Genomic DNA, 25509 nt, shown 5'->3' with positions numbered 1-25509 from the left:
TGAACATGGCGCGAAGGGCTCAGATGAAGGACGCAGCACAATTTGGGCCCGCGCGCGCCAGAAGCCGACAGGTGCTGATGCTCGCCCTTGTCGTGGGGATGAGCATCGCAGCCTATCTGGCCTATAACGTTTGGGACAGGATCCGCGCGCTTGACAGTGCGCAGCAGGACCACGCCGAATGGGTCTTTACCCAGATTGAGATTGAGTTCCTCAAGACCGACCGCGCTTTGACACAAGCGCAATCCGCTACACCTGAAGCTTTGGTTGAGTTTCGCAAACGGTTCGACATCTTCTACAGCCGCGTCCTGCTAGCAGAGCGGGTGCGCAACAATGCTGAGGCAAAGCCACAGATCCGCGAATTGCGTGTTTTGCTCGACAGTTTCCTGCCGGTGATTGATGGCACGGATGCCCAATTGGCCGCCGCCCTCGACGATATTGATACGATGCTGCGTACCGTAGAAGATCTACCCCGCGAGATCGCGTTGGCGTCGATCGCGATCGCCAACGAAATGTCTCAGAACGAACGCCATGAGATTGTGCGACTGATCGAAGTGATGGCAGCGATTGTGTTGATCGTCACACTCGCTTTGGTCGGCGCCGTCTATCGCCTGTCGCGCCAGGCCAGCCGATTAAACCGCACCTCGCAAATGGTCGAAGAAAACCACCTGCGCCTCGCCAAGACGCTCCAAGCATCGCTTGACGCTATCGTGGTTATCAATGAGCGGGGTGAGATCGAAGATTTCAACGGCTCAGCTGAGGAGATATTCGGAATTACCCATGAAGCGGCGAAAGGCAGAAACTATGTGAGCCTGTTGATTCCGCCAGCTGACCGCACAGCCCACCACAAACGGCTGATGAAATTTCGCGAGACGGGTGAAACTGAAGTCGCTGACAAAGGCCGCCGCGAATTTGAGATGATCGACCAGAATGGCCGTATTTTCCCCGTAGAAATGTCGGTGTCGCAATCACCTTCGGCGGAAGGGTCGCTTTTCATCGCCTACATTCGTGACATCACCGAAAAGCGTCAGCGTGAAGCCGAGATCATCACCGCGCGTGATGAAGCTTTGGATGCTTATCAAGAAAAGTCGCGTTTCTTTGCCATGATGAGCCATGAGATGCGCACGCCGCTCAACGGCGTGATCTCTGCATTGCAATTGCTTCAGGACGATCGGCTCGACAACGAACAAAAGCGCTATGTTGATGCAGCAATGACTTCGGGGGAAATTCTTCTGAGCCACATCAACGATGTACTTGCGATTGAGCGCAGCGAAGCGGGCACCTATGAGCAGGTTCAGCAGACCTGCGGCATGACCGTGTTGATGGCGGGTATCATCAACACGATGGAACCCTTGGCCGAGGCGGGTGGCACCCGGCTGCATCTTGATCTGACGCGGCTGGAAGACAAACCCATCGTAACCGACCCACGGGCGATTCAGCAGATACTGGTCAACCTTCTAAGCAACGCGATCAAGTTCAATCCGGGAGGTGATGTGACCCTCAGGGGGTGGTTTGCAGAAACGTCAACAAAGGCGGGCGAGGAGTTTCACCTTCAAGTCGAAGATGACGGCTCTGGCATCCCAGCAGAAGATATAGACCGCATTTTCGAAGATTTCGTCTCACTCGATAGTCGCTATGAGCGTCGAACCGGGGGCACTGGTCTGGGGCTTGGGATCGTGCGCCGTTTGGTCAAGCGCTTGGGCGGGGAAATCAAATGCGAGTCAATTCTCGGGAAGGGAGCGTGTTTCACAATCCGCCTGCCGGTTGAGGTCGTGGATGCCGTGCAGGCTGATCCGTCGGATAACATATCGGACTTGCACGAAAAACGCATAGAACAGGCCCCGGCAGTGCGGCTCAATCTGCTCTTGGTCGATGATAATGAGATTAACCGCGATCTCATCAAAGCGATGCTTGAAAGGATCGGCCATGAGGTCACCCTTGCAAGCGGAGGGCGCGAGGCGATTGCGCTTGCGGAAAGCGCGGCCTTCGATACGATTTTGATGGATATCTCGATGCCAGACGTGAATGGCGTTCAGGCAACCAAGGCGATCCTGTCTGGCGATGGCCCCAACCAGACGACGCCGATAATTGCCGTAACGGCCCATGCCTTGCCCAAAGAGCGCGCGGAGTTTGCGACAGTGGGCATGTCGGGGTTCTTGCAAAAACCATTAGATATGAAAGTGCTCCGCGCACGCTTGCAGGAGATCGCGGTGCGCGAGGTCATGCCAGATCAACCGCTGCCAGTGCGCCTCACCAATGCGCAGACACTGGTGCAAGGGAAATTTGCGAAACGGCCGCTGTTGGACGAAAGACAGATGGCAGATTTGTTCGATCTTCTGGGAGATGAGAAACTGCGAGAGCGTGTTCAAAAGCTTATCGATCAAGTGGCGGATGACCTGCCCAATCTGATGGCCGCTGCCAGTTTACCCGATTTGCAAGCGCGGGCCCACGGCATGGCCGGGATGTGTGGCATGCTTGGGGCGGACCGTCTGCATGGATTGCTCAAAGAGATCGAGACCGCGTGTAAGACCGACAAACACGAAGGGGCGCGGGGCCTATGCGAAGCTTTGCCGGGCACATGGTGCGCCACACAGGCGGCGATGAAAGCTCAGGTAGGCCTTTGACTGCCGGGCGCGGCCGCCCTTGGCATCCCCCATTGTTACGTGACGGCGCTTCTCTCTGTGCGGACAGCTGCGGTGTCCAGAGCTTTAACTTGCCTCATCGGTATATGTTACGGACCGGCTAAGCTTCCGCAAATTTCTTAGTCAGTGACGATCCGCATGGCGGATGTTTTGCACGGGCATTTCAAATCTGCGCCTGGCACGGATAAGACACGCCAGATTTGCACGGCCTACTGGCGGCGGGACTGAGCGCGGCTCAGCTCCATGGTCCTGCGTCCCCGCGTCTGCCGGTCTTGGGAATGCGGCTGCTGCTGGTAGGGCGGGAGCTTTGCGCCCGCACCGGGACTGCATTGGGGGTCATCGCCCGCAGGGCTGCGATCCGGTTCTCGGTCGCGGGGTGTGTGGCGAAAAGGCGATCGTGCTTATGGGCGTGCAGTGGGTTGATGATGAACATATGTGCCGTGGCCGGGTTGCGCTCGGCAGCATGATTGTCGATCCGCGCGGCGCCCATGGCGATCTTCTCAAGGGCGGAGGCCAGCCACAGCGGATTGCCACAAATCTCAGCCCCGGCCTTGTCGGCGGCGTATTCGCGGGTCCGGCTGATTGCCATCTGCACCAAGGCCGCGGCCATGGGCGCAAGGAACATCATCATCAGCGTGCCAATCATCCCCATCCGTTCCCGCGCGCCGCCAAAGAACAGCGCGAAGTTCGCGAGCATGGAAATCGCACCGGCAAAGGTGGCTGTCACGGTCATGATCGCCGTGTCGTGGTTGCGAATGTGGGCCAGTTCATGGGCGATCACCCCGGCCAGTTCCTCGCGGCTTAGGCTTTGCATCAGGCCCGCCGTCACCGCCACGGCAGCATTGGCCGGATTGCGCCCGGTGGCAAAGGCATTGGGCTGCGGCGTGTCGATCAAATATACCTTGGGTTCAGGCAGCCCGGCGTTGCGGGCAAGCTCGGCCGTCATAGCATAAAGCCCGTTGCGATCCCCGGGAGAGACCGGCTGCGCCTTGTGCATCTTCAACACCATGCGGTCGGAGTTCCACCAGGTGAAGGCGTTCATCCCTGCTGCCACGACCAATGCGATCAGCGCACCGCCCGATCCGCCGATCAGATAGCCAACGCCCATGAAAAGCGCGGTCATCGCCGCCATCAGCATTGCTGTCTTTACATAGCCCATCTTGGTTTCTCGCGGTTGTACACTATGAGGGAAATATGGGGTGTTTCCTGCGACGTGCAAGCCGCCCGGCGGCAGAGCGCTCTAGTCGTCAAGATCGCCGTCGTCCGGCGTTGTATGCAGATAGATATGCCCAATCTTGCGTATCAGCGGGATGTTCATAAAGGCAACGATGCCCGCGGCGATGCCTAGCCGGCTGAGAAAACTCAGCGGCATCGGATCGTCCCCTTTGGCGTAGATCAGGACCACGACGGTCACCACGAAAAACCAAATCGCAAGGCTGAGTAGAATGCGGCGCAGGGGGTGGTTTGGTGTGTTGGTCATCGGCGCCTCCGGCTGTACCGCTTTCGTACACTATTCCGAGGGGCTGGATGAACTGCAAGGCCGATCCGCAAGTGCCCCGTACTGGAACCTATAGGTTGCAAGAATAACCCGCTCGGCATCCAGTTTGATGGCACGAGTAGGCAAGCCAGAATGTACGCCCGCGCCGCTGCGAATGGGCCGCTGCGAATGAACTGAGCCTTATCCAAACGCGGAGCGGATTAACCGCATTCGCTGGCTTTGAGGCGCAAGAAGCTGTCTTCCCCGGCGAGAACATAGCGCAGCAGAAGGAGTTCGACCTTGGCAGCGTCGCGTTCAACAAAGGCACGCAGCATGTCGCGTTGCAGATCAATAAGCGTTTCATGGGCGGTAGCATCGCGCAGAGTGGCCATACGAACGGCCTGAATTTGCGCCATGTAACGCAGGATCGTGTCGCGCAGTTCAATGTTGGGCACGGCCATAATCCATGTGCGGCGGATGTCTTCGGACGCGGCAAAGAGGCTCTCAATTTCGCCAGTCTCCAACGTTTGTTCGGCCTGTTGCACTGCGCGCGTCAGGGTCGCGATATCGCCGTCGGTCAGCTGATTGGTCGCCAGCGCGGCGGCGCGTGGCTCTAGCAGGCGGCGCAGCTCGAAAATCTCGCAAATCTGACGCATCGAGAGGCTGGGCAGGGTGAAGCCCCGCGTGGTGCTGTCGAGGTAGCCTTCGTGTGACAGGCGCATCAGCGCGTCGCGCACGGGCATCCGCGAGACATTGAACTCCTCAGCGACGGCAGTGTCGACAAAGCGTTCGCCGTGGCTGATCTCACCGCGCTGAATGCGCCCAAGGAAGATGTCGTAGATCTGATCTTTCATATGGCGCTTGGCTGTGCGGGGCATTTTCACCTCGTAGAAAAGTATTCAATTGTCCTGCAATCATGCGCAAAAACTGCGCGTATGGCTAGGTTTAATCACTCTGTCCATCAAAATTCATTTGTATTCGTATACGAAAGCTGGCAGCCATGATGTGAAACTAGCCGCATTGCGCGGGCATGTTCACAGGGAGAAAAACATGAATCTGAATAAAAATCTGATCGTTGGCCTCACCGTCGCGGCCTTTACGGCACTGTCTGGCGTCTCTGCCATGGCGCAGGATGTGCTGAAAATCGGCTCCTATCCGGCGAACCCGCCGTGGGAGTTCAAGAACGAAGCCGGAGAGTTTGAAGGCTTTGAAGTCGACATCATCAACGAAGTTGCCGCGCGCCTTGGCAAGACGACCGAGATCAGCGGCTACGACTTCCGCGCGCTTTTCGTCGCGACAGCCTCGGGCCGGGTGGACGCGGTGATCTCGTCATTGACCATCACCAATGAGCGGCTTGAGGCGCAGTCCTTCACGCAGCCTTATTTCTCGGGCGCGCTTGGCGTGGGGACCAAAACCGATGCCGGGATCGCAGATCTGGACGGGCTGGAAGGCAAGCGCATCGGCTCCATCGCGACCTCGTTCCCAGAGAATTGGTTGAAGGAGCGCGAGGCCGAGCTTGGGTATGCATCCTATTCCAGTTATGACACGACGGCGAATATGCTGACCGACCTGCGCAGTGGCCGGATTGATGCCGCCGTGAACGATATCGTTAGTCTGCGTTATGCATTCGCGCAGCCGACAATGCAGGGGCTTCAGGTCTCGGTCGAAATCCCCACAGGCGACAAATTCGCGATCATGATGCCGAAAGGGTCTGAGCATCTGGAAGCGGTCAACGACGCGATCTCTTCTATGAAAGAGGATGGCACCATGGCGACGCTGTATGAAAAATGGCTTGGCGTAGCACCTGCGGAAGGCAGCCTTGCGGTCACTCCACTGCCCGTACCAACTTCCGCTGACTGACAAAGTTGAGGCCGCAGGCGGGGCGCTCTCCGCTTGCGGCCTTAAGGCTGGCTTCCTTCGATCTAACTTACGGAATGCGCTATGGAAATCTTCGACATCTTTTTCAATCTCGACGTGATGCGCCGCGCTTTCCCCATCCTGATGCGTGGGCTGGTCAACACGATCCTGCTCGGCTTTTCGGCCATCTTCTTTGGCGGAATTCTGGGTGTTTTGGTCTGTCTGGTGCGGCTCTATGCGGCGAAACCGTTCCGGCTGCTCGCGGTTCTGTATACGGATATCTTCCGCGCCATTCCGGTTCTTGTGGTTCTGATCCTCGTTTACTATGCGCTGCCTTTCGCTGGCATTGTCTTCTCGTCGTTCGTGGCGGCGACCATTGCGCTGGCACTGGTACTGGCGGCCTATACGGCAGAGGTCGTGCGCGCCGGGATCGAAGCCGTGCCGCGTGGCCAGTTTGAGGCTTGCGATGCGCTTGGCCTGTCTTTCGCCACCACCATGCGCAAGGTGATCCTGCCGCAGGCATTTCGCATGATGATCCCGCCGCTGGCATCCTATGCCGTGGCGATCATGAAAGACACATCGCTGGCTTCGGTCGTGGCGATGGATGATCTGTTGAAACAGGCCACCGACGCGCAGGCGCTTTTTGCGAACCCCACACCACTGCTGCTGGCCGCGCTGCTCTATATCGCAATCCTTTGGCCCATGGTGCGATTTACCGGCTGGCTCGAGCAGCATTACAAACGCGGTTATCGCTGACCCTTTCAGCAAAAATTCACATCAATCCTATCGTCTCGCGCCCCGCGCGGCCAACACCCTACGGAGATAACAATGTCCACAAAAACAGGAACGGGCGACGCCTATCTCCTTTATCATTCCATCGGCCAATACCCCGGCAAACATGCCGATATGTTGGCGGGGCTCACCGATTTTACCGATGCTTGGGCCGCGCCGAACGGTGATCAATGGGCGGAGGTGCTGCCCAAGCGGCAGCAGTTCATCGACCTCTGGGCCAAGCTTATCGGCGCGCCACAGGGGACCGTTACCACGACTGAGAGTGTCACTACCGGTTTGATGGCCGTCATCGGTGCGCTGCCCGAAGGAACCCTCCGTGGCAAGAAGGTGCTGGTGGCCGAAGACGGCTTCCCCTCGCTGCACTTCCTGCTCACCGGCCTGTCGGTACGTTTTGGTTTCACGTTGAACACTGTGCCAATCCGGCAAGGCGGGCATTGGGTCGAGGCCGAAGATATCATCGCGCATTGGGACGAAGACGTGGCGTTGGCGCTGCTGACATGGGTCAGCTCGACCACCTCGCACCGCCTGGATATCCCGACGTTGGTGAAACATGGCCGGAATATGGGGTCACTCATCGGGGTTGATATGACGCAGGCGGTGGGATTGCTGCCCTATGACGTGACCGAACCGCGCGTGGATTTCGCGCTGTCGACGAGCCTCAAATGGATGTGCGGCACGCCAGGGGCCGGGGTGGTCTACATGGACGCTGATCTGATCCCACAATGCGACCCTGAAATGCGCGGCTGGTTCTCGCAGGGCAATCCGTTCTCATGGGATTTGGACGCTTTTGAGTTTGCGCCCGATATCCGGCGGCTCGACAGTGGCACGCCTTCGACGGTGCCGGCGGTGGCGAGCCTTCCGGCGATGAAATGGCGCATGGGGCAAAATACGGACGCGTTGGCCGCGCATAACCGCAAGCTGACCGGCCAGTTACAGGCGGGTCTGGATGAGATGGGGCTAAACCTTGCAAGCCCCGCTGACCCAGACCAGCGGGGTGGTAGCTTGATGGTTATCTTGCCGGATCACATCGACGCTGCCGACGTGGTGGCGCATCTGGCGGCCTTGGAGATTTACGTCGACAACCGCAGTCAAATTCTGCGCATGTCGCCTGGGGTGCTGACAACCGCTGCAGGGATCGAGCGGACCCTGCAAGCCCTGCGGGCGTTCTTGGCCTAATGCTTAGGGATGCCCGTGGTGGCCGTCAGGAGGGGGCCATCGCATCTGAATTCGCTTTAGGCGTAGGAAAATCCACGAAAAAGGTGGTGCCTTCGCCTTCGGCTGTTTCAAACCTGATGTTGCCGAGGTGTTGGTCAACGATGGCTTTGACGATGCTCATGCCCAGCCCGTGCCCCTCTTCGACCCGGTAGCTGGACCCGCGTGAGAAACGCTCAAATAGGACCGGTTGCAGGTCCAGCGGCAGGCCGCCGCCTTGGTCCTGCACCCAGAAACCAGCACCGTTTTCTGAGATGCCCAGCTTAACCTTCCCCCCTTTGTCAGAGGCTTTGATCGCGTTGGACAACAGGTTCGACAGCAGGCGCATCAGCCGCCCTTCATGAAGCTGCAACAGGGGGGCGGGCGCGTCACCGGGTGCCATTTCTAGATGGACATCGCGGTCCTTAGCGTAAGAAACTAAGGCCTCAGCGGCCTGCGCCAACAGAGGCGCCAAAGGACGTTCGGTGAACCCTGATTGATCCGGTCTGCGCAGGGTTTCCACATCAAGAATATCCGCCACCATCTGGTCAATCGCTCGCGCGTTGCGCAGTGCCAGCCGCAGCAGCTTTTGCTTTTGCGGCGGCAGGTCGTCTTGCGTGGCCTCAAGCAGGCGCAGTGCGCCGGTCAGCGAGGTGAGGGGGGTTTTCATTTCGTGGCTAACCGTGGCGATAAGCTGGTCTTTGGCGCGCTCAAACTCGCGCTGTTCGCTCACGTCTCGCACGACGCCGAGAAAGCCCAGATGCTCACCGAGATCGGTTTCAACCTTGGCAGTTGAAACTTGGCCTTCAAAGGTCGATCCATCGGCGCGGCGGCACGCGATCGAAAATTCACCCGGTGCATTGGGTGCCTTCGCGTTAAAACGCTCCTCGCCTGCGCGTTCGTAGCTACCCAAGGTCTCGTATAGGACTGCCGTTTGCCGCCCCAGAAGCTGATCTGGCTCATAGCCGAACAGCGTTTCGACGGCAGGGTTTACAAGCGCCACGCGGCGGTTGGGATCGGCCATGATAATCGCTTCGGGCACGGCATCTACCATGGCCTTAAGCAGGCCGCGCTGCTCGCGCAGCTCGCGACGCTCGGATTGCAAGGTCAGTTCACTGCCCAGCCAACGAGCGAGGAACTGAACAAACTGTATCTGTGCTTTACTGAACTGCGCCGAACGGGGGGCACTGCCCGAAAAGTTGATTGTGCCAAACAACTTACCGCCACATTTCAGCGGCGCCCCGATATAGCTTTCCAGACCGAAATTTAGATAGCACGGGTGGGTTGCGATCTCTTGCTGTCCGGCGTGGTGGAAATAGGTCACATCAGCGTTGTTAAGCGTGTGCAGACAATAGGTGCCATTGATATCAAAGGTGGTGCCGGGCGCAGGCGCCCAGTCGGGGCCGTGGACAAAAAGGCATTCGTAGACAGGATGCTCGATGCGACTGACGATGCCCAGTTCGAGACCAAGCGCCTCGGTGCCCAGTTGAAGGAGTTTGGCAATCTTATCTTCGACTGAAAGGTCTGGTTCGACAGCAAGCATATAGAGTTGCCGAAGCGGATCATCGAAATCCGCCATCGCGTCGTAAAAATCGTTCATCTAGGCCTCTGCTCTGCTCGCGTTTTTCTTGACTAGGCCTGTTTAGAAGGCGGCTTTTCTTCTTAAGGTATCGCCCTCAAGCCCGGCTGCCAATGGCGCAGCAGAAAAGCTAGGGCGAAAGGCAGGCATTTCATCCTCCCGAACATGCCGAAGAGCTGCGATTGTTAATTCCGCCAAGTCCGTTCAAGCACGGCAAGCCAATTTTCATGGCAGATTTTTGCCAGCAAGGTTTCGTCATAGCCATGCGCACGCAGCGCATCGCAAAGGGCGGGTAAACGGGCTGCATCTTTTAGTTTCGCAGGCACCTCGGCCCCATCGAAATCTGAGCCAAACCCGACACGGTCTTCGCCCAGCTGAGTGATGAGGTGATCGAGATGCCGCAGCACGGCGTCAAACCCCTGATCGCTTGTCTTACGCCCATCGGCGTTCAGGAAGCCGGTGGCGAAATTTACCCCAACCATCCCGTCGCTGTCACGGATCATGCCAAGTTGCCGGTCAGTCAGATTGCGCGACGAGGGCGCAATGGCGTGGGCGTTGGAATGGGTTGCCACCAGCGGCGCATCTGAGAGGGCCGCAACATCATTAAAGCCAGCCTCGTTTAGGTGAGACAAATCAAAGAGAATGCCCATCCGGTTGCACAGGCGCAGCAGGTCTTTACCCGCAGCTGTCAGGCCGGGCCCGCTATCGGGAGAGGCGGGAAACGCAAAGGGCACGCCATGCCCAAAGGCCGTCGGGCGGCTCCAGACGGGGCCAAGAGAGCGCAGACCCATATCATGGAATAGATAGAGCGCATCAAGGTCCGGGCCAATCGCCTCGGCCCCCTCAATATGCATGATGGCGGCGATGATATCGTGATCAAGGCAATGACGAAGCTCTGCCGATGTGCGGCAAATCTTAAACTGTCCATCCGACGCGCGTTCCATCCATTTCAAGTGCCCAGCCATGGCCAGCGCTACCGGCTGTGCCTCGGACAATGGCACCTCTTCGGGCAAGGGCAGCGCATAGGGCGGGTTGTTCATCTGCGCCATCAGATCGGTCTCGGGCGCGGGAGCGGGCGATGAGATATAGATGGCGAAAAACCCCCCGGCAAAACCACCCTGCCGCATACGGGGGAGGTCAAGGTGCCCTTGGCCGGTATCGGTCAGAAAAGTGGTTTCGCGATTGGCAGGATCCCGCAGCAGACGCAGCAGGAAATCGTTGTGGCCGTCGAAAACTTTTACGGTGGTCATCGGGGGGCTTCCGTTCGCTGCTTATGCGAAAGGAGCTATCATGGCAAAGGCGGGTCTGGCCAGTAGCAAGCGCAGCCCCGCCCGTGGGTCAGTTGAACCCTTGCCAACCCTCATCGGGCTCAAACCGCGGGCCGTGCGCCTTGGCGAGAGCGCGCAGTCGGTCGCTCACGTCGCGTGTGCCGCGGGTGCGGGCGTACTGCAGCGGGCCGCCACGAAAGGGAGCCCAGCCCGTGGCGAAGATCATCGCGGCATCGATTTGATCTGCGTCTTTGGCGACACCTTGGCCCAGCACTTCGACAGCGGCGTTCAGCATTGGCAAGATCAGCCGGTCGGTCAGGTCCGCGGGGCCATCCTCTTCGCTATCGGGATGTGGCGTGCCGTCGGACCAATCATAAAATCCACGCCCCGTCTTGCGGCCCAGATCACCCTGTTCGACGCGCGCCTGCAGCATATCGGTGATCTCAGCCATCGATTTATCAAGCCGATCGCGCAGGCTTTCGGCCACATGCAACCCGACGTCGAGCCCCATCTGATCGGCCAGTGTTACTGGCCCCATAGGCATGCCAAACCGCACAGCGGCGCTGTCGATTACGTCTTTTGGCACACCTTCATCCATCAGTACCATCGCTTCCATAAGATAGGGGGTCAGGATGCGGTTCACCACGAATCCGGGATAATCGCCAACCTGTGCCGGCAGCTTGCCAATGGCGCCGCAAAAGGCCGCCAAACGAGCGGCGGTTTGCGTATCTGTGTCACTTCCGACCACCACTTCGACAAGTGGGATTTTTGCGACGGGATTAAAGAAATGCAGCGCCGCAAACCGGGTTTTATCAGGGGCGTGGGCGCTGAGATCATCGATAGAAAGGCTGGAAGTATTGGATGCAAGGATCGCGCCTTCTTTCATCTGCGCCTTCAATTCGGTGTAGATTTTCTCTTTGACCTCCATGCGTTCTGGGGCCGCCTCAATCACCAGATCAGCACGGGAAATGCCATAGCCATTGGGGTCTGGCATCAATCGGTCAAGGGCATCGCGCGTTTCTGCATTGGTTAGGTGTTTGTCTTCGCAGAGCTTGGCCGCCTGCTTAATGGCGCGACCAAGGGCGGTGGTATCTAGATCGCTCAGACTGACGCGCTTGCCACGGATCGCGGCCATGGCGGCAATCTCAGCTCCCATGGTGCCAGCGCCGATCATATGCACATGGGCTATATCATCGTCACCGCGTGCCGTGCCTTTCAGCTTTTGCCGTAAGAAAAAGACACGGCGGAGGTTCTTGGAACTGGGCGTTTTTAGAAGGTTAGCGAAAGACCGGATCTCTCCGCGCTGTATGGTCCTGCGGTCGGTACCGTGCTCTTCCCAAAGTTCGATCAGCGCATGCGGCGCGGGGTAGTGGTCTGCGGGGGCGCGTTCTTCGGTGCGGTTGCGCATTTGCCGTGCAAGCAAAGTGCGCGCTTGTTCCAGCCCGAGCGCACGGGTTTTCAGCCCCGGTTCCGCCCGTTCTATCCCAGTCTTGGCAAACGCGCGAACAGCGGCGGCGACGTGGCGTTCTTCGACGATTTCATCAACGATCCCCAGCGTCTTGGCGCGTTTGGTGTGGGCGGTTTTCCCGCTCAGCATCATCGTCATCGCTTCGGTCGAGTCGATCAGTGCGGGCAGGCGGAACGTGCCGCCAAGGCCGGGGTGAAGACCAAGCTGCACCTCAGGAAAGGCGAACGATGCGCCCGGCACCGCGATGCGAATGTCGCAGGCGAGAGCCAATTCAAAGCCCGCACCAAGTGCTGCGCCGTGGACCACACAAATTGTTGGGCAAGAGAGTTTTTCAAGCCGGTCCAAAACTGCATGGCCTTGGGTCAGTAATTCCGCCGCGCCCTCATCGCTCATTTTGGCAAAACCGGTGATATCCGCCCCGGCAGCAAAGCCACCCGGCTTGGCCGAACGAACTACCACGGCATGAGGCGGGTCCTCTTCAGCGGCAGAGACATGGCGCTCCAGTTCACGCAGCACATCACCCGAAATCGTGTTGGTGCTGCTGTCCGCTTTATCAAGCGCGAGCCACAGAATGCCCTCTGGGTCGCGGCCCATGCGCCAGTTCCCCTTACGCTCCTCTGCCGCACCGAGTTCAAGTTTGCTTTCGCCCAAATGCTTTAACACATGCCCAGTCATGTCACTGCCTCCAGCATCATTGCGCCGCCAAGCCCGCCGCCGATACATTCCGTGGCGATGCCCCGTTTGGCACCGCGCGTTTTCATGGCATTGGCCAGATGCAACACGATCCGGTTGCCGCTGGTGCCGACTGGATGACCAAGTGAGATTGCCCCTCCATCGACATTCAGCCTATCGCGGTCGATCCGGCCAAAGGCCGCGTCATAGCCCAGCACGTTGCGGCAGAAGTCTTCGTCGTTCCATGCGGCGATGCAAGAAAGCACCTGTGCGGCAAAGGCCTCGTTCAATTCCCATAGGTCGATGTCGCTCAACTCCAGTCCATGCCGTTGCGCGATGGGGGTAGCGGACAGTACGGGGCCCAGCCCCATGATCGACGGGTCAAGTGCCGCCCATTCGCTGTCGGTGATCTCGGCCAGGGGCGTCAGCCCATGCGCCTCTACCGCGCGTTCAGAGGCGACAATGACCCAGCTTGCACCGTCGGTAATCTGGCTGGAATTCCCCGCAGTTACCTTGCCATGGGGCTTTTCGAAAACCGGGTTCAGTTTGGAAAGGCTCTCCATATCACTGTCGGGGCGCACGCCGTCGTCGTGGTCATAAACGGTGCCATCGCGGTCAAAGGCAGGCATGACTTCATCAGAAAGCCGCCCGTCTTTCTGCGCTGCGGCGAGGCGGTGGTGGCTTTCCATTGCATAGGTATCTGCCATCGCACGGTCGATCCCGAACCGATGCGCCAGCACCTCGGCCGTTTGGCCCATGTTAAGTTCCGTGATCGGGTCGGTCAGGCCGCGCTCCAGCCCAATAACGGGTTTGAAAAACTCCGGTCGTAGGCCGGTCATGGCGCGGGCCATATCCATCGGTCCCTTGGCGGCATTCATCCGACCGAACCATTCCACCGCAGACTGACGCAGCACCAAGGGTGCGTGGCTTAAGGCCTCTGCTCCGCCCGCAAGGATCATCTGATGGCTGCCGTCGCGAATGTAGCGGTATGCGGTGTCGATGCTCTGCATGCCGGAGCCGCAGTTGATTTGCACGGTAAAGGCGACTGTTTGCTCACCCAATCCCATCCGCAGTGCGGCGACACGGGCAGGGTTCATTTCATCCGCAATCACATTGACGCAGCCGAGAATGACTAAATCGAATGCTGCGCGGTCAAAATCTTGTCGGGCCAGTAGGGGGCGCCCGGCCTGCACGGCCAGATCAACCGGCGTAAAGGGGCCGGGGCCTTGGCGTGCCTTTATAAATGGGGTCCGGGCGCCATCGACCAGAAAGACGCGCTGCGCTTTGGGATGGGTCATTCGGCGGCCTCTCTCGGGTTGGCGTTTTCGTTAGGATCATCTCGCGGCGCATCTAGGTCGGGGAAGTAATAAGCCAGCGCTTCGGGCGTATAGTCATCCACGGCGACCACTTTTTTCACGAGGTCGTTCATGGCAGCAAGCTCGGTCATGTCAGCGTCGCTGATGAGCCCCGCTTGCCGTGCTTCCGACGGTGTCTTTTTAGCGTCACGCAGGCGTTTCATCACCGGCTCCATCTCGACCACTTTGACATAACAGCGGTTAAGCAGATCAATTCCGTCACCTTTGCTCCCCTGAAAGAGCCGCCCAATGACGCGGTCACGGGTGGCTGAGGGGGCATAGATTAACGCACTGCATTCTTCGGTAAGCGTGTCGTCCGGCCCGCGGCGGCCCATGCCCGGTAGGGTAAGAGCGCGCAACACCCACGCGGCCCAGCGGGCTGGCAGGTTGGCGATCACCCCATCAAGCGCTGTTTGTATGCGTGAAAAGCCGTCGGCGGCAGCAAATTGCAGCAGCGGCAGATCGGCTTGTTGACGGCCTTCGTCTTCCCACCGCTTAAGCGCGGCCGAAAGGATATACATCTCAGATAGGATATCGCCCATTCGGCCTGAGATCATCTCTTCTCGCTTTAGCGCGCCGCCAAGAGTGAGGAAAAGGAAATCCGCCGTTAGCGCATAGGCCGCCGACCAGCGCGCAAGCTCGCGGTAAATCGGTGTCGCAGCACCTGCATCAGGGGCAGGGGCAAAATGTCCGCCCGTCAGTGCACGGCCCCAAGCGCGGAACAGCGTTTTGGTGGTATGCCCCACATGCGCCCAAAGAGACTTATCGAAAGCCTCAAGAGACTTGGCTTCATCCTCCATCTGCAATGCCAGCATATTGTCGAGCATATGAGGATGCGCACGGATAGACCCTTGGCCGAAAATGATCAGGCTGCGGGTGACAATATTCGCGCCCTCCACCGTGATGCCAATTGGTACCGCGCGGTAGAGCGGCAGCAGGTAGTTGAGCGGCCCGTCAATCACAGCTTTGCCGGAATGCACATCCATCGCGTCATTCAGCGCCTCGCGCATTTTAAAGGTCGCATGGGCTTTCATAATGGCTGAAATGACGGAAAGTGCACGGCCTTCATCCAAGCCAGCGCAGGTTAAATGGCGGGTGGCGTCCATCGCATAGGCGTCCGCCGCAAGCCGCCCCATCCGCGCTTGCACCCCGCCGAATTTACCAATTGGCAGGTTGAACTGTTGGCGAATGCGGGCATAGGCGCCTGTGGTATGTGCGGAGAAAGCGATGGCGGCGCAACCCATTGACGGCAAAGAGATACCCCTGCCAGCAGCCAGGGCCGACATCAGCATCATCCAGCCCTTTCCCGCGTAGTCTGCCCCACCAATAATGTGGTCGAGCGGGATGAACACGTCCTTACCGGTCGTCGGCCCGTTCATGAACATGGTAGAGGATGGCAGGTGCCGCCGGCCCGTTTCCACGCCAGCCAGATCCGTCGGAACAAGCGCGCAGGTAATGCCGATGTCAGGCGTATCCCCCAACAAGCCGTCGGGGTCGCGCAGTTGAAACGCAAGGCCAAGAACCGTGCAAACCGGAGCGAGGGTAATGTAGCGTTTTGCCCAATTGAGACGTATGCCCAGCACTTCTTCGCCTTGCCACATGCCTTTTTCAATCACGCCCTCATCCACCATGGCCGACGCGTCCGAGCCTGCCTCGGTGCTGGTGAGGCCAAAGGCAGGCAGCTCGCGCCCATCCGCAAGCCGTGGAAGCCAGTGATCCTTCTGCGCCTCCGTGCCGAATTGATGCAGCAGCTCACCGGGGCCGAGAGAATTGGGCACCATCACGGTGACCGCCGCAGCAACAGAGCGCGACGAGATAAAGCGTACCACCTCGGAGTGGGCGAAGGCTGAAAACTCCAAACCACCATGGGATTTAGGGATGATCATGCCGAAGAATTTCTTGTCGCGTAAGAAGGCCCACGCCTCCGGGGGCAGATCCGCGGCCTCGTGGTTTATTTTCCAATCGTCGATCATGGCGCAGAACTCTTGCACCGGACCGTCAAAGAAAGCTTGTTCCTCTGCGCTAAGGCGGGGCGCCTTGACCGCCTGCAACTTGGACCAATCAGGATTACCGGAGAAAAGCTCCGCCTCCCACCAGACTTCGCCGGCGGTAAGCGCTTCGCTTTCGGTCTGGGACAACGCGGGCAGGGCTTTCTTGGCCCAACGGTAAATTGGTTTGGTGAGCAGGTCGGTGCGCAGGTTTTTCATGGGAACCCCCTTCATCAAGCCAACGCCCTTCACATCTTATCGGTTCCTAATGGATCGCAACGTCAGGTGGCCTCAAATGCCCCTTGGCAAAGGTGTGGTCAGCGCCGCGTCTTTGGCTATGGTGCCCCCAATGATGGTTAAGAAAGGGAGAACCAGACCATGCGATTGATGCGATACGGGGCGCGCGACGGGGCGAAAACGCCAGTGGTGCTGGATGCGGCAGGACAGGCACGGGATGTCTCAAGCCTTGTGGCAGATTTCACACCCGAAACGATCGAGGCATTGCGCCAAACGCTAGACGGCGTCGATCTAGAGGCGCTGCCGCTGTTTGAGCCTCAGGGGCAGCGCATCGCAGCACCCGTAAGCCAGCCGCGCAACATCTGGGGGATTGGGCTGAATTATTCCGACCACGCGGCGGAATCCGGGATGGAAGTGCCAACTGAGCCGATCCTTTTTAACAAGGCCAGCCGCAGCTATTGTGGGCCAAATGATCCGCTATTTTACACCAAGGGGATGACCAAGCTTGATTGGGAGGTCGAGTTGGGTGTGGTTATCGGACGCACGGCGCTGAACGTCAGCCGCGACGAAGCACTGGATTATGTGCTGGGCTATTGCGTTGTAAACGACGTGTCAGAGCGCGCTTGGCAGGCCGAGCGGGGCGGTCAATGGGTCAAAGGCAAAAGTTTTCCCAACTTTTGCCCCACCGGGCCGGTTTTGGTAACGGGCGATGAGTTGGGTGATGCGGGCAAGCTGTCCCTTTGGACGGATATCAATGACGAACGGCTACAGGACGGCACGACCGAAAAGATGGTCTTTGATGTGGCGACGATCATCTCCTACATGTCTGAATTCATTCAGCTAGAGCCGGGCGATCTGGTCTGCACGGGCACGCCGCCCGGCGTGGGCATGGGGCTCAAACCGCCACGCTACCTCAATCCGGGCGACCGGGTGCGTCTGGGTGTCGAAGGCCTGGGTGAGCAAGAGCAGGTGGTAGAACGCCTGCCCGAAAGCTGAGGAAGTTACGCCACCTCGGCCTCTCGTGCTTCGGCGGCGGCCACGGCAATTGCGGGGCGCAGGGGCAGGGTCAGCAGGAAACTGCTGCCTTTGCCGATTATGCTTGTCGCGACAAGGCTGCCGCCGTGGGCCGTGGCAATATCGCGCGAGATGGCAAGCCCCAGCCCAGTGCCGCCAAAACGACGCGTGGCGGTGGAATCGACCTGATGGAAAGGCTCAAAAACGCGCTCCAGCTCGTTTTCGGGGATGCCGATGCCGGTATCCGTGACGCGAAATTCAACCACTTCCCCCCTGATCCGGCAGGTCAGTGAGATGGTGCCTTGGTCAGAGAATTTCGTCGCGTTGCTCAGCAGGTTAATCAAAATCTGCTGAATGCGCTTGCCATCGGCCAACATCACGCCAGTGGCCGATTTTACCTTTAACTCTAGCCCTTTGTCTTCGATCATCGGGCGCAACTGATCGACGGCGGGGGCGACGATGTCGTCGATTTGGACGGGCTCCATCGTGATCGACAGACTGCCTGCGTCGATCTTGGCAAAGTCGAGCACTTCGTTGATCAAAGTCAGCAGATGATTGCCAGAACGCTCAACCGTCTGCATGATGTCGCCCAGTTTGCTAAGCGTGGTCGCAAGTTTCGGGGCGAGTGTTTCACGTGTTTGCGGATCGGCGTCGATAGCAGTGCTGAGGTCGCGCGCCGCTGGGGTCCGGTCGAAATGCCGCGCAAGCCGCACGTGGCCCAGAATGACGGTCAGCGGTGTACGCAGTTCGTGGCTGAGGACACCCATAAAGTCGGTTTTGGCCTTGTTCGCATCCTCAGCTGTCAGCAGCGCCTTTTTCAGATCAGTCACATCAATCCGTAGGCCAACAACACTGCCGTCCTCCATGCGCCGGTCTGAGGTGCGGATGATACGGCCATCGGGCATCCGCTGCTCGGTTTCAAATGCACCGTTTTCGCGCTTTTCCAGCCAGACGCGGATCCATTCCTCTTCTTTGCCGACAGCATCGGGCACAATGCCACGGCGGATGCTGTCACGGACGATTTTCTCATAGGAGGATCCGGGCTTTACCACCTCGCTATAATCGTGAATTTCACGGTATTTTTCATTGCACAGCACCAAGGTTCCCTTGGCATTATACATGACAAACCCATGATCGAGCGCTTCAATGCCCATCCGCAGGCGTTCTTCGGCAAGTTTGCGATTCTCGGCCAAGCGCATGATATACCAAGCAAAAATCGTGACCCCGGCAGCACCTTGCAAGCGCAGGAGCCAGTGCAGCCAGAAATCGGGGCGGTGCTCGGGCCAGCCGTTTTTGACGGTGGCGGCCAATTGCCAAACCCCAAAGGCAAAGTTGAAATCAAGCTCGATCGGATTGACCAAATTTATGTTCGGATCGCCGATGATCGTCTGCTCAATCTCGCCTGCCGGGCTCAGCTCGCGTATGGCCAGATCGTATTTCTCGGCCAGTTCGGGAATTTGCAGCCGTGCGACGAAGGCGTCATAATCAAGAACCATGGACAAAATGCCCCAAGGCCGGTTTGCTTCGGTATCTGGGCCGCCGGTTGAATAGAAAACCGGGTGCCGCAAGATCAATCCGCGACCGCCTTGGACCAGATCAACCGGCCCGGTGACGAGCCCCTCGCCAGTCTGCATGGCCTGTTGGACCTTGGGCAGCTGCGCTTCGTTTTGACGGTAATCCAACCCCAGTACGCTTCGGTTGGCCTCAAGGGGGTGAATGATCGTAACAACCAGGTCAGGGGCGACGGCGATGTTTATAACGTCCTGATTGTCGGCCATGAACTCTGTCGCGCGGGCGCTGAACTCGGCTTGGCTGATCGTGGGGTTCTCGCTAACGACCGTGGCCAATTCGCGCAGTTTGAGGATTTGATCGAAAATGTCTGCGCGGATCCGCTCACGCACTTCGATCAATTCCAATGTGGTATCAAGCTCCAGATCCTGCATGTAGGTCTGGTAGGAAAGTGTCTCGATCCTTTGACCAAAGCCAAGGACTACACCTCCCAATGCAACCAGAATGAAAATCTGTGTCGCACGCCGGGATAGCGCATTTCTAATATTTTTCATGCCGGTTTTGCCCAAGTCGGTCTCTGCCCTTTGCGCCATGGCCTTCTAAGTGCCTAGTACGCCCCTAAGTCATTAGACCGCAGAGTTCTTTGTTGAGGCAAGGTAAATACCCACTGGCAGGCAAATCACCGGGCAACAGCGTCAAATTTGCAAATGTGGCTGTTCTCTATGTTGTGGTTTTGCCCAACATCTCTCGCAAAATCCGGCGAAGCTGTGCGATGTCCGTGGGGTTGGACATGTTTGGCGCATGGCCGCAATCGGGGAAAATGGTAAGGCCGGGGCGCGGGCCGCTTTGTGTCATGCGCTTGGCGGCCTCGGGCAGCAGCAGGTCCGATTTGGCACCGCGCAGAAGATGCGTGGGCGTGGTGATCCGGCCCCAGCGGTCCCACGTCGAAAGTTCATGCGCCGAAGCCGTGAATTGCACGGTTATGCGAGGGTCATAATGCAGGGTAAGGTTCCCATCACCACGGCGGCGCAAAGATGTTCGCGCCATGCGCTGCCAGAAAACGTCGGATGCCGGGCCAAAGGGGGCGTAGGTGTCGCGCAGCCACGCCTCGCCTTCGGTGAAGGTAATGAAATCCGGCAGGCTGCCGACATAGGACAAAATCCGGTCGACGGCCTCGCTGGGCAATTCGGGGCTGATGTCGTTCACCACCAACGCGCTGATCCGGTCTGCGTCATGGCCCGAGGCGATGTGCATCCCGATCATACCGCCCAGCGACGTGCCAAACCATGTCGCGCAGTCGATTTGGTAGTGGTCCATCACATCTGTCGCGATGCCGGCGTAGTATTCGACCGAGTATTCGGCCTCTGGGTTGCGCGACCAGCTCGACAAGCCGCGTCCAATCATATCGGGGCAAAGCACATGGAAATTGTCCGATAGCGCGGCTGCAACCTCATCAAAATCGCGGCCCGTACGGGCTAGGCCGTGCAACATCATCAGTGCGGGCTTGGTCGGGTCGCCCCATTCGGTAACGTGAATCTCGTGGTCCATCACAGGGACAAAGCGAAAACGGGGGGAGGTCATCAGCGCGCACCCTTTTGCATGATGGTGCCAGTGATCCCCCGAGGGAAGAAATAGACCAGCAGGATAAAGATGATGCCAAGCCAAAAGAGCCAGCGATCAGGGTCAAGCAGCTCGGGCAGGAGGGGAAGGCTTGCGGTTGCCTCGGCAGCCGCCCCCATAAGGTCGCGCAGGTAGTATTGCGCCATGACCATCAGCACCGCGCCAACAACCGCGCCCCACATCGTGCCCATGCCGCCGATCACCACCATCAACAGAATGTCGATCATAATTGCAAAACTAAGCGTGGTGTCCGGCCCGGTGTATTTAAGCCAGACAGCATAGATCGTTCCCGCCAATGACGCGACAGCAGCCGACAGGCAGAAGACGAACGTGCGGTAGGCAACGACACGGTAGCCGATGGCTTCGGCGCGGGCTTCGTTTTCGCGGATGGCCTTGAGGACGGACCCCAAAGGCGCGGCGACGACCCGTAGCATTAACAAGAACAGCGCGAGCGATGAAAAGAAAACAAAGTAATAGGCCGCGAGCTTGCCGTTCAGTCTTACGCCAAAGAGCCGGGCCACTTTCCCTTCGCTGTCCACCATCAGTTTCGTGGCGGGTTTGAACAGGTCCGGCGCGCGGTAGGTGATACCGTCTTCGCCTCCGGTGAACTGCGACAGTTGCGAGGCCAGCACCAGCGCGACAGAGGCCGTGGCCAGCGTAATCATCGCAAAGAAGATCGCCTTGACCCGCAGGCTCAGAAGACCGACCGCCGTCGCCACGACAAGCGAGACCAACACCCCGGCGACAGCGCCCAAGGCCACGGCATCCCAGCCCGGTCCCATTTCACGCAAAGAAATGGCGGCACCGTAGGCACCAAAGCCGAAGAACATCGTGTGGGCAAAACTGACGATGCCAGTGTACCCGATCAAAAGGTCATAGCTTGCCACCAACACGATGAAGATACAGATGCGGGCTGCCACCTCCAGCGCGCGGACGTCTTGAAACAGGAAAGGCGCGAAAAGCAGCAGGGCGGCGATTAGCAACACGGCGGTTTTCACGGCGATGGTGCCATAGGTGGATTTGGTCTGCATGGTCACCTCACTTCACCGCCGGGCGCAGGCCATTGGGCCGCCACAGCAGGATCGCCGTCATCAAGATCATATTGCTCGCCAGCGCCAATTTAGGGGCTAGAAAGCCCACGTAGTTTGCCGTAAGACCCACCAGCAGCGCGCCCAAAAGCGTGCCTTCGATCGAGCCAAGCCCGCCGATGATGACGACGATAAAGACGACGATCATCATCTCGCCACCAAGCGCGGGGGTGATCAACGTCTCGTATCCCGCCCACATCGCACCGCCGACGGCAGCAAGGGCCGAGCCCACCATGAAGACACCGATGAACAGCCGATCAATGCGAAAGCCTAGCGCCTCCACCATCTCACGGTTCTCGACGCCCGCGCGGACCAAGAGGCCCAGCCGGGTTCGGTTCAGAACGAGGTAAAGGCCGATAAACGCCGCAAGTCCGAGGCCAAAGGCGAAGACGCGGTAAATCTCAACGCTCACGTCGCCAATGATCCACGCCCCTTCAAGGAACTGCGGGCGCAGCACCGTAATCGGCGTGCCGCCCCAAACGGCGAGGATGATCTGCTCGGACACGATCAGCGCACCCATGGTGATCAGGATTTGCCGGAGGTGGTCGTGATAAACCGGGCGGATGATTACCGTCTCAAAGAACCACCCGGCAGCAAGGCCAAAGGACATGGCCGCGATCACTGCCAGCGCCAGTGCGGCGGCATTCAGAAAGATGCTGTCGGCTCCCACCCAGCCGCTGAGCGCGGCCAGCACCGAGGCAGCAACAAATGCGCCAAAGCTGACAAAGGCGGAGTGGCCAAAGTTCAGCACGTCCATCAGCCCGAAGATCAGGCTCAAACCCGAGGCCATGAGGAATACCATCATCCCCATTGCCAGCCCCGCGACGGTCAGCGTGGCCCAGGACGAAGGTGCGCCGATCAGCACGAAGCCTAGCGCAGCAAGAGCGAGTGGCAGCAGGTAGACCCCGCCGAACCGGCCAAGCGTTTCCGAAATTCTATCCATAGTGTCCCTCATCACGACAGGCCCAACAGGCGGTCTTGCAATGGTTTATCGGCAGCGAAAGAGGCCATAGTACCGCTGTGAACCACGCGGCCATTGTCAATCACCGCCATGTCGCGACCGATGCTGCGGGCGAAATGAAAGTTCTGCTCAACCAGCAAGATCGTCGCCTCACGGCTGATCTCGGTGAAGGCTTCGGCCATTGCGGCGACAATGGCTGGGGCCAGTCCCTTGGTCGGCTCGTCGATCAGGATCAGACGGCGCGGCTCAACGATCGCGCGGGCGACGGAAAGCATTTGCTTCTGACCGCCTGAAAGCGACCACGCCTGTTTGGTCCAGAACCGCTCCAAGGCTGGGAAGAGCGTGGTGATGCGTTTCAAGCGCGCTTGGTCAAACCGCCCTTTATTAGTGGCGAGGATCAGGTTCTCTTCGACAGTCAGGGTGCCAAAGATACCCATGTTTTCCGGGACATAGGCGATGCCGCGGCGGGCGATATCGGCAGTATGCAGCCCGGTAAGGTCATCGCCGTCAAAGCGTACCGAACCGGGGCTGGGTTTCCACAGGCCCATGACCGAGCGGAGCGTGGTCGTTTTGCCCGCCCCGTTGCGGCCCAATAGGACAAAGACCCCGCCCTCGGGCACCTCAAGACTTACATCATGCAGCACGGCATATTGGCCGATATCGGTTTTCATCTTGTCGAGGGTTAGCAGGCTCATGCCGTCTCCTCCGTCGCGGTGCCAAGATAGACATCGCGCACGATCTGTCTGTCCATGACTTCGGCAGGCGCGCCATCGGCCAGCAACTCTCCGTTGTGCAGCACGATAATCCGGTCGGCCAGCGCACGGACCACATCCATCTTGTGCTCGACCAGCAGTACGGTCTTGGTCGGGTCGGATTTGATCTGCGCGATCAGCTCCAGCACGTCGGGCGCGTGGTCCAGCGACATGCCAGCGGTTGGCTCATCGAACATGTAGATGTCAGGCTCCATCGCCATCAACAGCGCCACCTCCAGCTTGCGCTGGTCGCCATGGGGCAGGGCGGCGGCGGGCAGATGGGCGACGCGCGACAGGCGGGTCGCTTCGAGGTAATGCTCAGCGTCTTGCGTGAGTTTGGTGAAGCGGTGCACCGGGCGCAGCAGCCGCCAGCCGTCGCCTTCGCGGGCCTGCACAGCTAGGCGGATGTTCTCCAAGACAGTAAGTTGCGGGAAGAGGTTGGTCAGCTGAAAGGCGCGGCCCACACCTTGGCGCGCGCGCGCCGAGGGGGCCATGCGTGTCAGATCAACCTCGCCTTTCAACACCTTGCCCGAGGTCGCGGTGAGCTGGCCTGAGATCAGGTTGAAATAGGTGGTTTTACCGGCCCCGTTCGGCCCCACGATCACGGTGAGTTCACCGGGGTGGAAAGCGCTTGAGACCTGATTGACGGCGACATGACCGCCGAAACGAATGGTCAGATCGCGCGTGATGAGCGACGGCGTGGACATCTGAAAAGCCTTTGGTACGGAAATTGGCACAGTGGGGCTGGCCCACCGCATGCGATGGGTCGGGCAGGCCAGCCGGGGGTACGATCAGTCGTTGGTGCGACCGATGGGGATGTCCATCTCATCCGCTTCTATGATGCGCACCAGATCGGGGATCGCCCAATCGACGTTTTCATCGACGCGGATTTTGAAGTGAACCATGGACTGCAGTGCCTGATGGTCTTCGGGGCGGAAGGTCATGGTGCCTTTTGGGGTCTCCCAAGACATGCCTTCCATCGCCGCGATCAGGTCTTCGGTCTCAAGGCTGTCGGCTGTCTCAATCGCTTTGACCGCTGCCAGCGCCGCCGCCATGCCGCCTGCGGTGAAGAAGTCAGGCGGGCCGTCGAAGCGTTCCTGATGGGTCTTGACCAGCCAATCGTTCACTGGATTGTCGTAGGCCTCATAGTAGTAATAGACCGCACCTTCCATGCCGGGGAAGCGCTTGTAGGTGGGCAGCACCGGCAGGATATGCCCGCCCATGGAGATCTCAATGCCAAAGCGCGACGGATCCAGCGCCTGAATTTTGCCCGGCGCATCGCCACCGCCCGCGATATAAACGAGGATCACCTTGCGGCCTTCCTTGTCCTTCAGCGCGTTGAACATACGCTCGGCTGCGGCAGTGAAATCGGCGGTGCCTTGGGGCACGAACTCCTCTGTCACCACGGTAGCGCCGGTGCCGTCCAGCGCGGCTTTGAAGGCGTCGATCCCGTCATGGCCAAAGGCGTAATCTTCGGCAATGGTCGCGACAAAGAGGTTTTCATCGGGCTTCAGCGCCAGCGCCTGCGCCTGCATGTCCATCGAGGAGTTGCGCGACGTTTTGAACACATAGCGGTTGCTGTCCGGCCCGGTGAGACTGTCGGCCACCGCAGGCTCGACGATGAGGATTTTCTCGTATTCCTCGGCGATGGGCAGCATGCCTTTGGCCACCCCCGAAGAGGTCGATCCGATGGCCATCAGAACTTCGTCGTCGCCGTAAGCTTCGGCCAGCACGGCGCGGGCAACATCGGGTTTGAACTGCGTGTCCTTGATGATGAGTTCGATCTTGTGGCCCTTGACGGTATTGGTCCCGTCGGTGGCGTATTCGATGCCAAGCTCAAAACCGGTCTGTGCCTGTTTGGAGAAAGCTTCGAAACTGCTGCCTGACAGCCCGTGAACGAGGGCAATCTTAATCGGGTCTTGCGCCCAGGCCGCGCTGGCAAATGCCGCAACACTTGCCGTCACGGTGGCGATCCGCGTGAGTGTCTTCATGGTATCCTCCCTTGACGGGCCAGCGCGTTGTTGCGCCGTCTCCCCCCGTCG

General features: G+C 59.0%; 20 protein-coding genes. 5 read left to right on the top strand and 15 right to left on the bottom strand.

Annotation, left to right across the window (positions count from 1 at the left end; genetic code table 11):
- Positions 1-23 precede the first annotated feature (23 nt).
- Positions 24-2621, top strand: coding sequence for an ATP-binding protein (locus WNY61_RS15205; protein ID WP_342852288.1), 2598 nt, complete (start codon positions 24-26; stop codon positions 2619-2621).
- A 253-nt stretch (positions 2622-2874) separates the two neighbouring features.
- Here WNY61_RS15205 and htpX read toward each other — a convergent pair whose 3' ends face one another.
- The 3 genes from htpX to WNY61_RS15190 all read right to left on the bottom strand — a co-directional run bounded on the left by htpX (position 2875) and on the right by WNY61_RS15190 (position 4994).
- Complete coding sequence (htpX, locus tag WNY61_RS15200) at positions 2875-3798, bottom strand: zinc metalloprotease HtpX (RefSeq protein WP_342852286.1); 924 nt, start codon at positions 3796-3798, stop codon at positions 2875-2877.
- Positions 3799-3879: 81 nt separating this feature from the next.
- Entirely contained in the window at positions 3880-4119 is a 240-nt protein-coding gene (locus WNY61_RS15195; protein ID WP_342852284.1) for a hypothetical protein, read from the bottom strand.
- A gap of 218 nt (positions 4120-4337) precedes the next feature.
- Positions 4338-4994, bottom strand: coding sequence for a GntR family transcriptional regulator (locus WNY61_RS15190; RefSeq protein WP_342852282.1), 657 nt, complete (start codon positions 4992-4994; stop codon positions 4338-4340).
- A 172-nt stretch (positions 4995-5166) separates the two neighbouring features.
- Between WNY61_RS15190 and WNY61_RS15185 the strand changes: the two genes are divergently transcribed.
- From WNY61_RS15185 to WNY61_RS15175, 3 genes are all read left to right on the top strand, one after another.
- The gene (locus WNY61_RS15185; protein ID WP_342852280.1) at positions 5167-5976 is read left to right on the top strand and encodes an ABC transporter substrate-binding protein; all 810 of its coding nucleotides are present in this window, start codon (positions 5167-5169) and stop codon (positions 5974-5976) included.
- 81 nt (positions 5977-6057) lie between these two features.
- Positions 6058-6729, top strand: a complete 672-nt coding sequence (locus WNY61_RS15180; protein ID WP_007118898.1) for an amino acid ABC transporter permease — start codon at positions 6058-6060, stop codon at positions 6727-6729.
- A 72-nt stretch (positions 6730-6801) separates the two neighbouring features.
- The gene (locus WNY61_RS15175; RefSeq protein ID WP_342852277.1) at positions 6802-7941 is read left to right on the top strand and encodes an aminotransferase class V-fold PLP-dependent enzyme; all 1140 of its coding nucleotides are present in this window, start codon (positions 6802-6804) and stop codon (positions 7939-7941) included.
- A gap of 25 nt (positions 7942-7966) precedes the next feature.
- Here the strand turns inward: WNY61_RS15175 and WNY61_RS15170 are convergent, their stop codons facing one another.
- The 5 genes from WNY61_RS15170 to WNY61_RS15150 form a co-directional block, all read right to left on the bottom strand.
- Positions 7967-9556, bottom strand: a complete 1590-nt coding sequence (locus WNY61_RS15170) for an ATP-binding protein (protein ID WP_342852275.1) — start codon at positions 9554-9556, stop codon at positions 7967-7969.
- A 164-nt stretch (positions 9557-9720) separates the two neighbouring features.
- On the bottom strand, positions 9721-10785 hold the full coding sequence (locus tag WNY61_RS15165; RefSeq protein WP_342852273.1) for a dipeptidase: 1065 nt from the start codon (positions 10783-10785) through the stop codon (positions 9721-9723).
- A gap of 88 nt (positions 10786-10873) precedes the next feature.
- A complete protein-coding gene (locus WNY61_RS15160; RefSeq protein ID WP_342852271.1) occupies positions 10874-12946 on the bottom strand; it encodes a 3-hydroxyacyl-CoA dehydrogenase NAD-binding domain-containing protein in 2073 nt (690 codons plus the stop codon).
- Positions 12943-14241: an acetyl-CoA C-acetyltransferase gene (locus tag WNY61_RS15155; RefSeq protein WP_342852269.1), complete on the bottom strand. Its 1299-nt coding sequence runs from the start codon at positions 14239-14241 to the stop codon at positions 12943-12945. Before WNY61_RS15155 ends, WNY61_RS15160 begins: the two co-directional genes overlap by 4 nt.
- Positions 14238-16505, bottom strand: a complete 2268-nt coding sequence (locus tag WNY61_RS15150) for an acyl-CoA dehydrogenase (RefSeq protein ID WP_342852267.1) — start codon at positions 16503-16505, stop codon at positions 14238-14240. The genes WNY61_RS15155 and WNY61_RS15150 overlap by 4 nt, the downstream gene beginning before the upstream one ends.
- Before the next feature lie 159 nt (positions 16506-16664).
- Between WNY61_RS15150 and WNY61_RS15145 the strand changes: the two genes are divergently transcribed.
- Entirely contained in the window at positions 16665-17519 is an 855-nt protein-coding gene (locus WNY61_RS15145) for a fumarylacetoacetate hydrolase family protein (protein WP_342852265.1), read from the top strand.
- 5 nt (positions 17520-17524) lie between these two features.
- Here the strand turns inward: WNY61_RS15145 and WNY61_RS15140 are convergent, their stop codons facing one another.
- From WNY61_RS15140 to WNY61_RS15110, 7 genes are all read right to left on the bottom strand, one after another.
- Positions 17525-19600 (bottom strand): ATP-binding protein, encoded by a 2076-nt coding sequence (locus tag WNY61_RS15140; protein WP_342852263.1) that lies wholly within the window; start codon positions 19598-19600, stop codon positions 17525-17527.
- Between the two features lie 166 nt (positions 19601-19766).
- Positions 19767-20627: an alpha/beta hydrolase gene (locus tag WNY61_RS15135; RefSeq protein ID WP_342852262.1), complete on the bottom strand. Its 861-nt coding sequence runs from the start codon at positions 20625-20627 to the stop codon at positions 19767-19769.
- Entirely contained in the window at positions 20627-21697 is a 1071-nt protein-coding gene (locus tag WNY61_RS15130) for a branched-chain amino acid ABC transporter permease (RefSeq protein WP_342852261.1), read from the bottom strand. Before WNY61_RS15130 ends, WNY61_RS15135 begins: the two co-directional genes overlap by 1 nt.
- 7 nt (positions 21698-21704) lie before the next feature.
- Complete coding sequence (locus tag WNY61_RS15125; RefSeq protein WP_342852260.1) at positions 21705-22697, bottom strand: branched-chain amino acid ABC transporter permease; 993 nt, start codon at positions 22695-22697, stop codon at positions 21705-21707.
- Between the two features lie 11 nt (positions 22698-22708).
- Positions 22709-23410: an ABC transporter ATP-binding protein gene (locus tag WNY61_RS15120; RefSeq protein WP_342852259.1), complete on the bottom strand. Its 702-nt coding sequence runs from the start codon at positions 23408-23410 to the stop codon at positions 22709-22711.
- The gene (locus WNY61_RS15115; RefSeq protein WP_342852257.1) at positions 23407-24174 is read right to left on the bottom strand and encodes an ABC transporter ATP-binding protein; all 768 of its coding nucleotides are present in this window, start codon (positions 24172-24174) and stop codon (positions 23407-23409) included. Before WNY61_RS15115 ends, WNY61_RS15120 begins: the two co-directional genes overlap by 4 nt.
- 84 nt (positions 24175-24258) lie before the next feature.
- Positions 24259-25458: a substrate-binding domain-containing protein gene (locus tag WNY61_RS15110; RefSeq protein WP_342852256.1), complete on the bottom strand. Its 1200-nt coding sequence runs from the start codon at positions 25456-25458 to the stop codon at positions 24259-24261.
- Positions 25459-25509 lie beyond the last annotated feature (51 nt).

The organism is Sulfitobacter sp. AS92, assembly GCF_038900015.1.
Classification (GTDB): domain Bacteria; phylum Pseudomonadota; class Alphaproteobacteria; order Rhodobacterales; family Rhodobacteraceae; genus Sulfitobacter.
The sequence above is the reverse complement of the archived record's forward strand: the minus strand, read 5'-3'. Positions and strand labels throughout refer to the sequence as shown.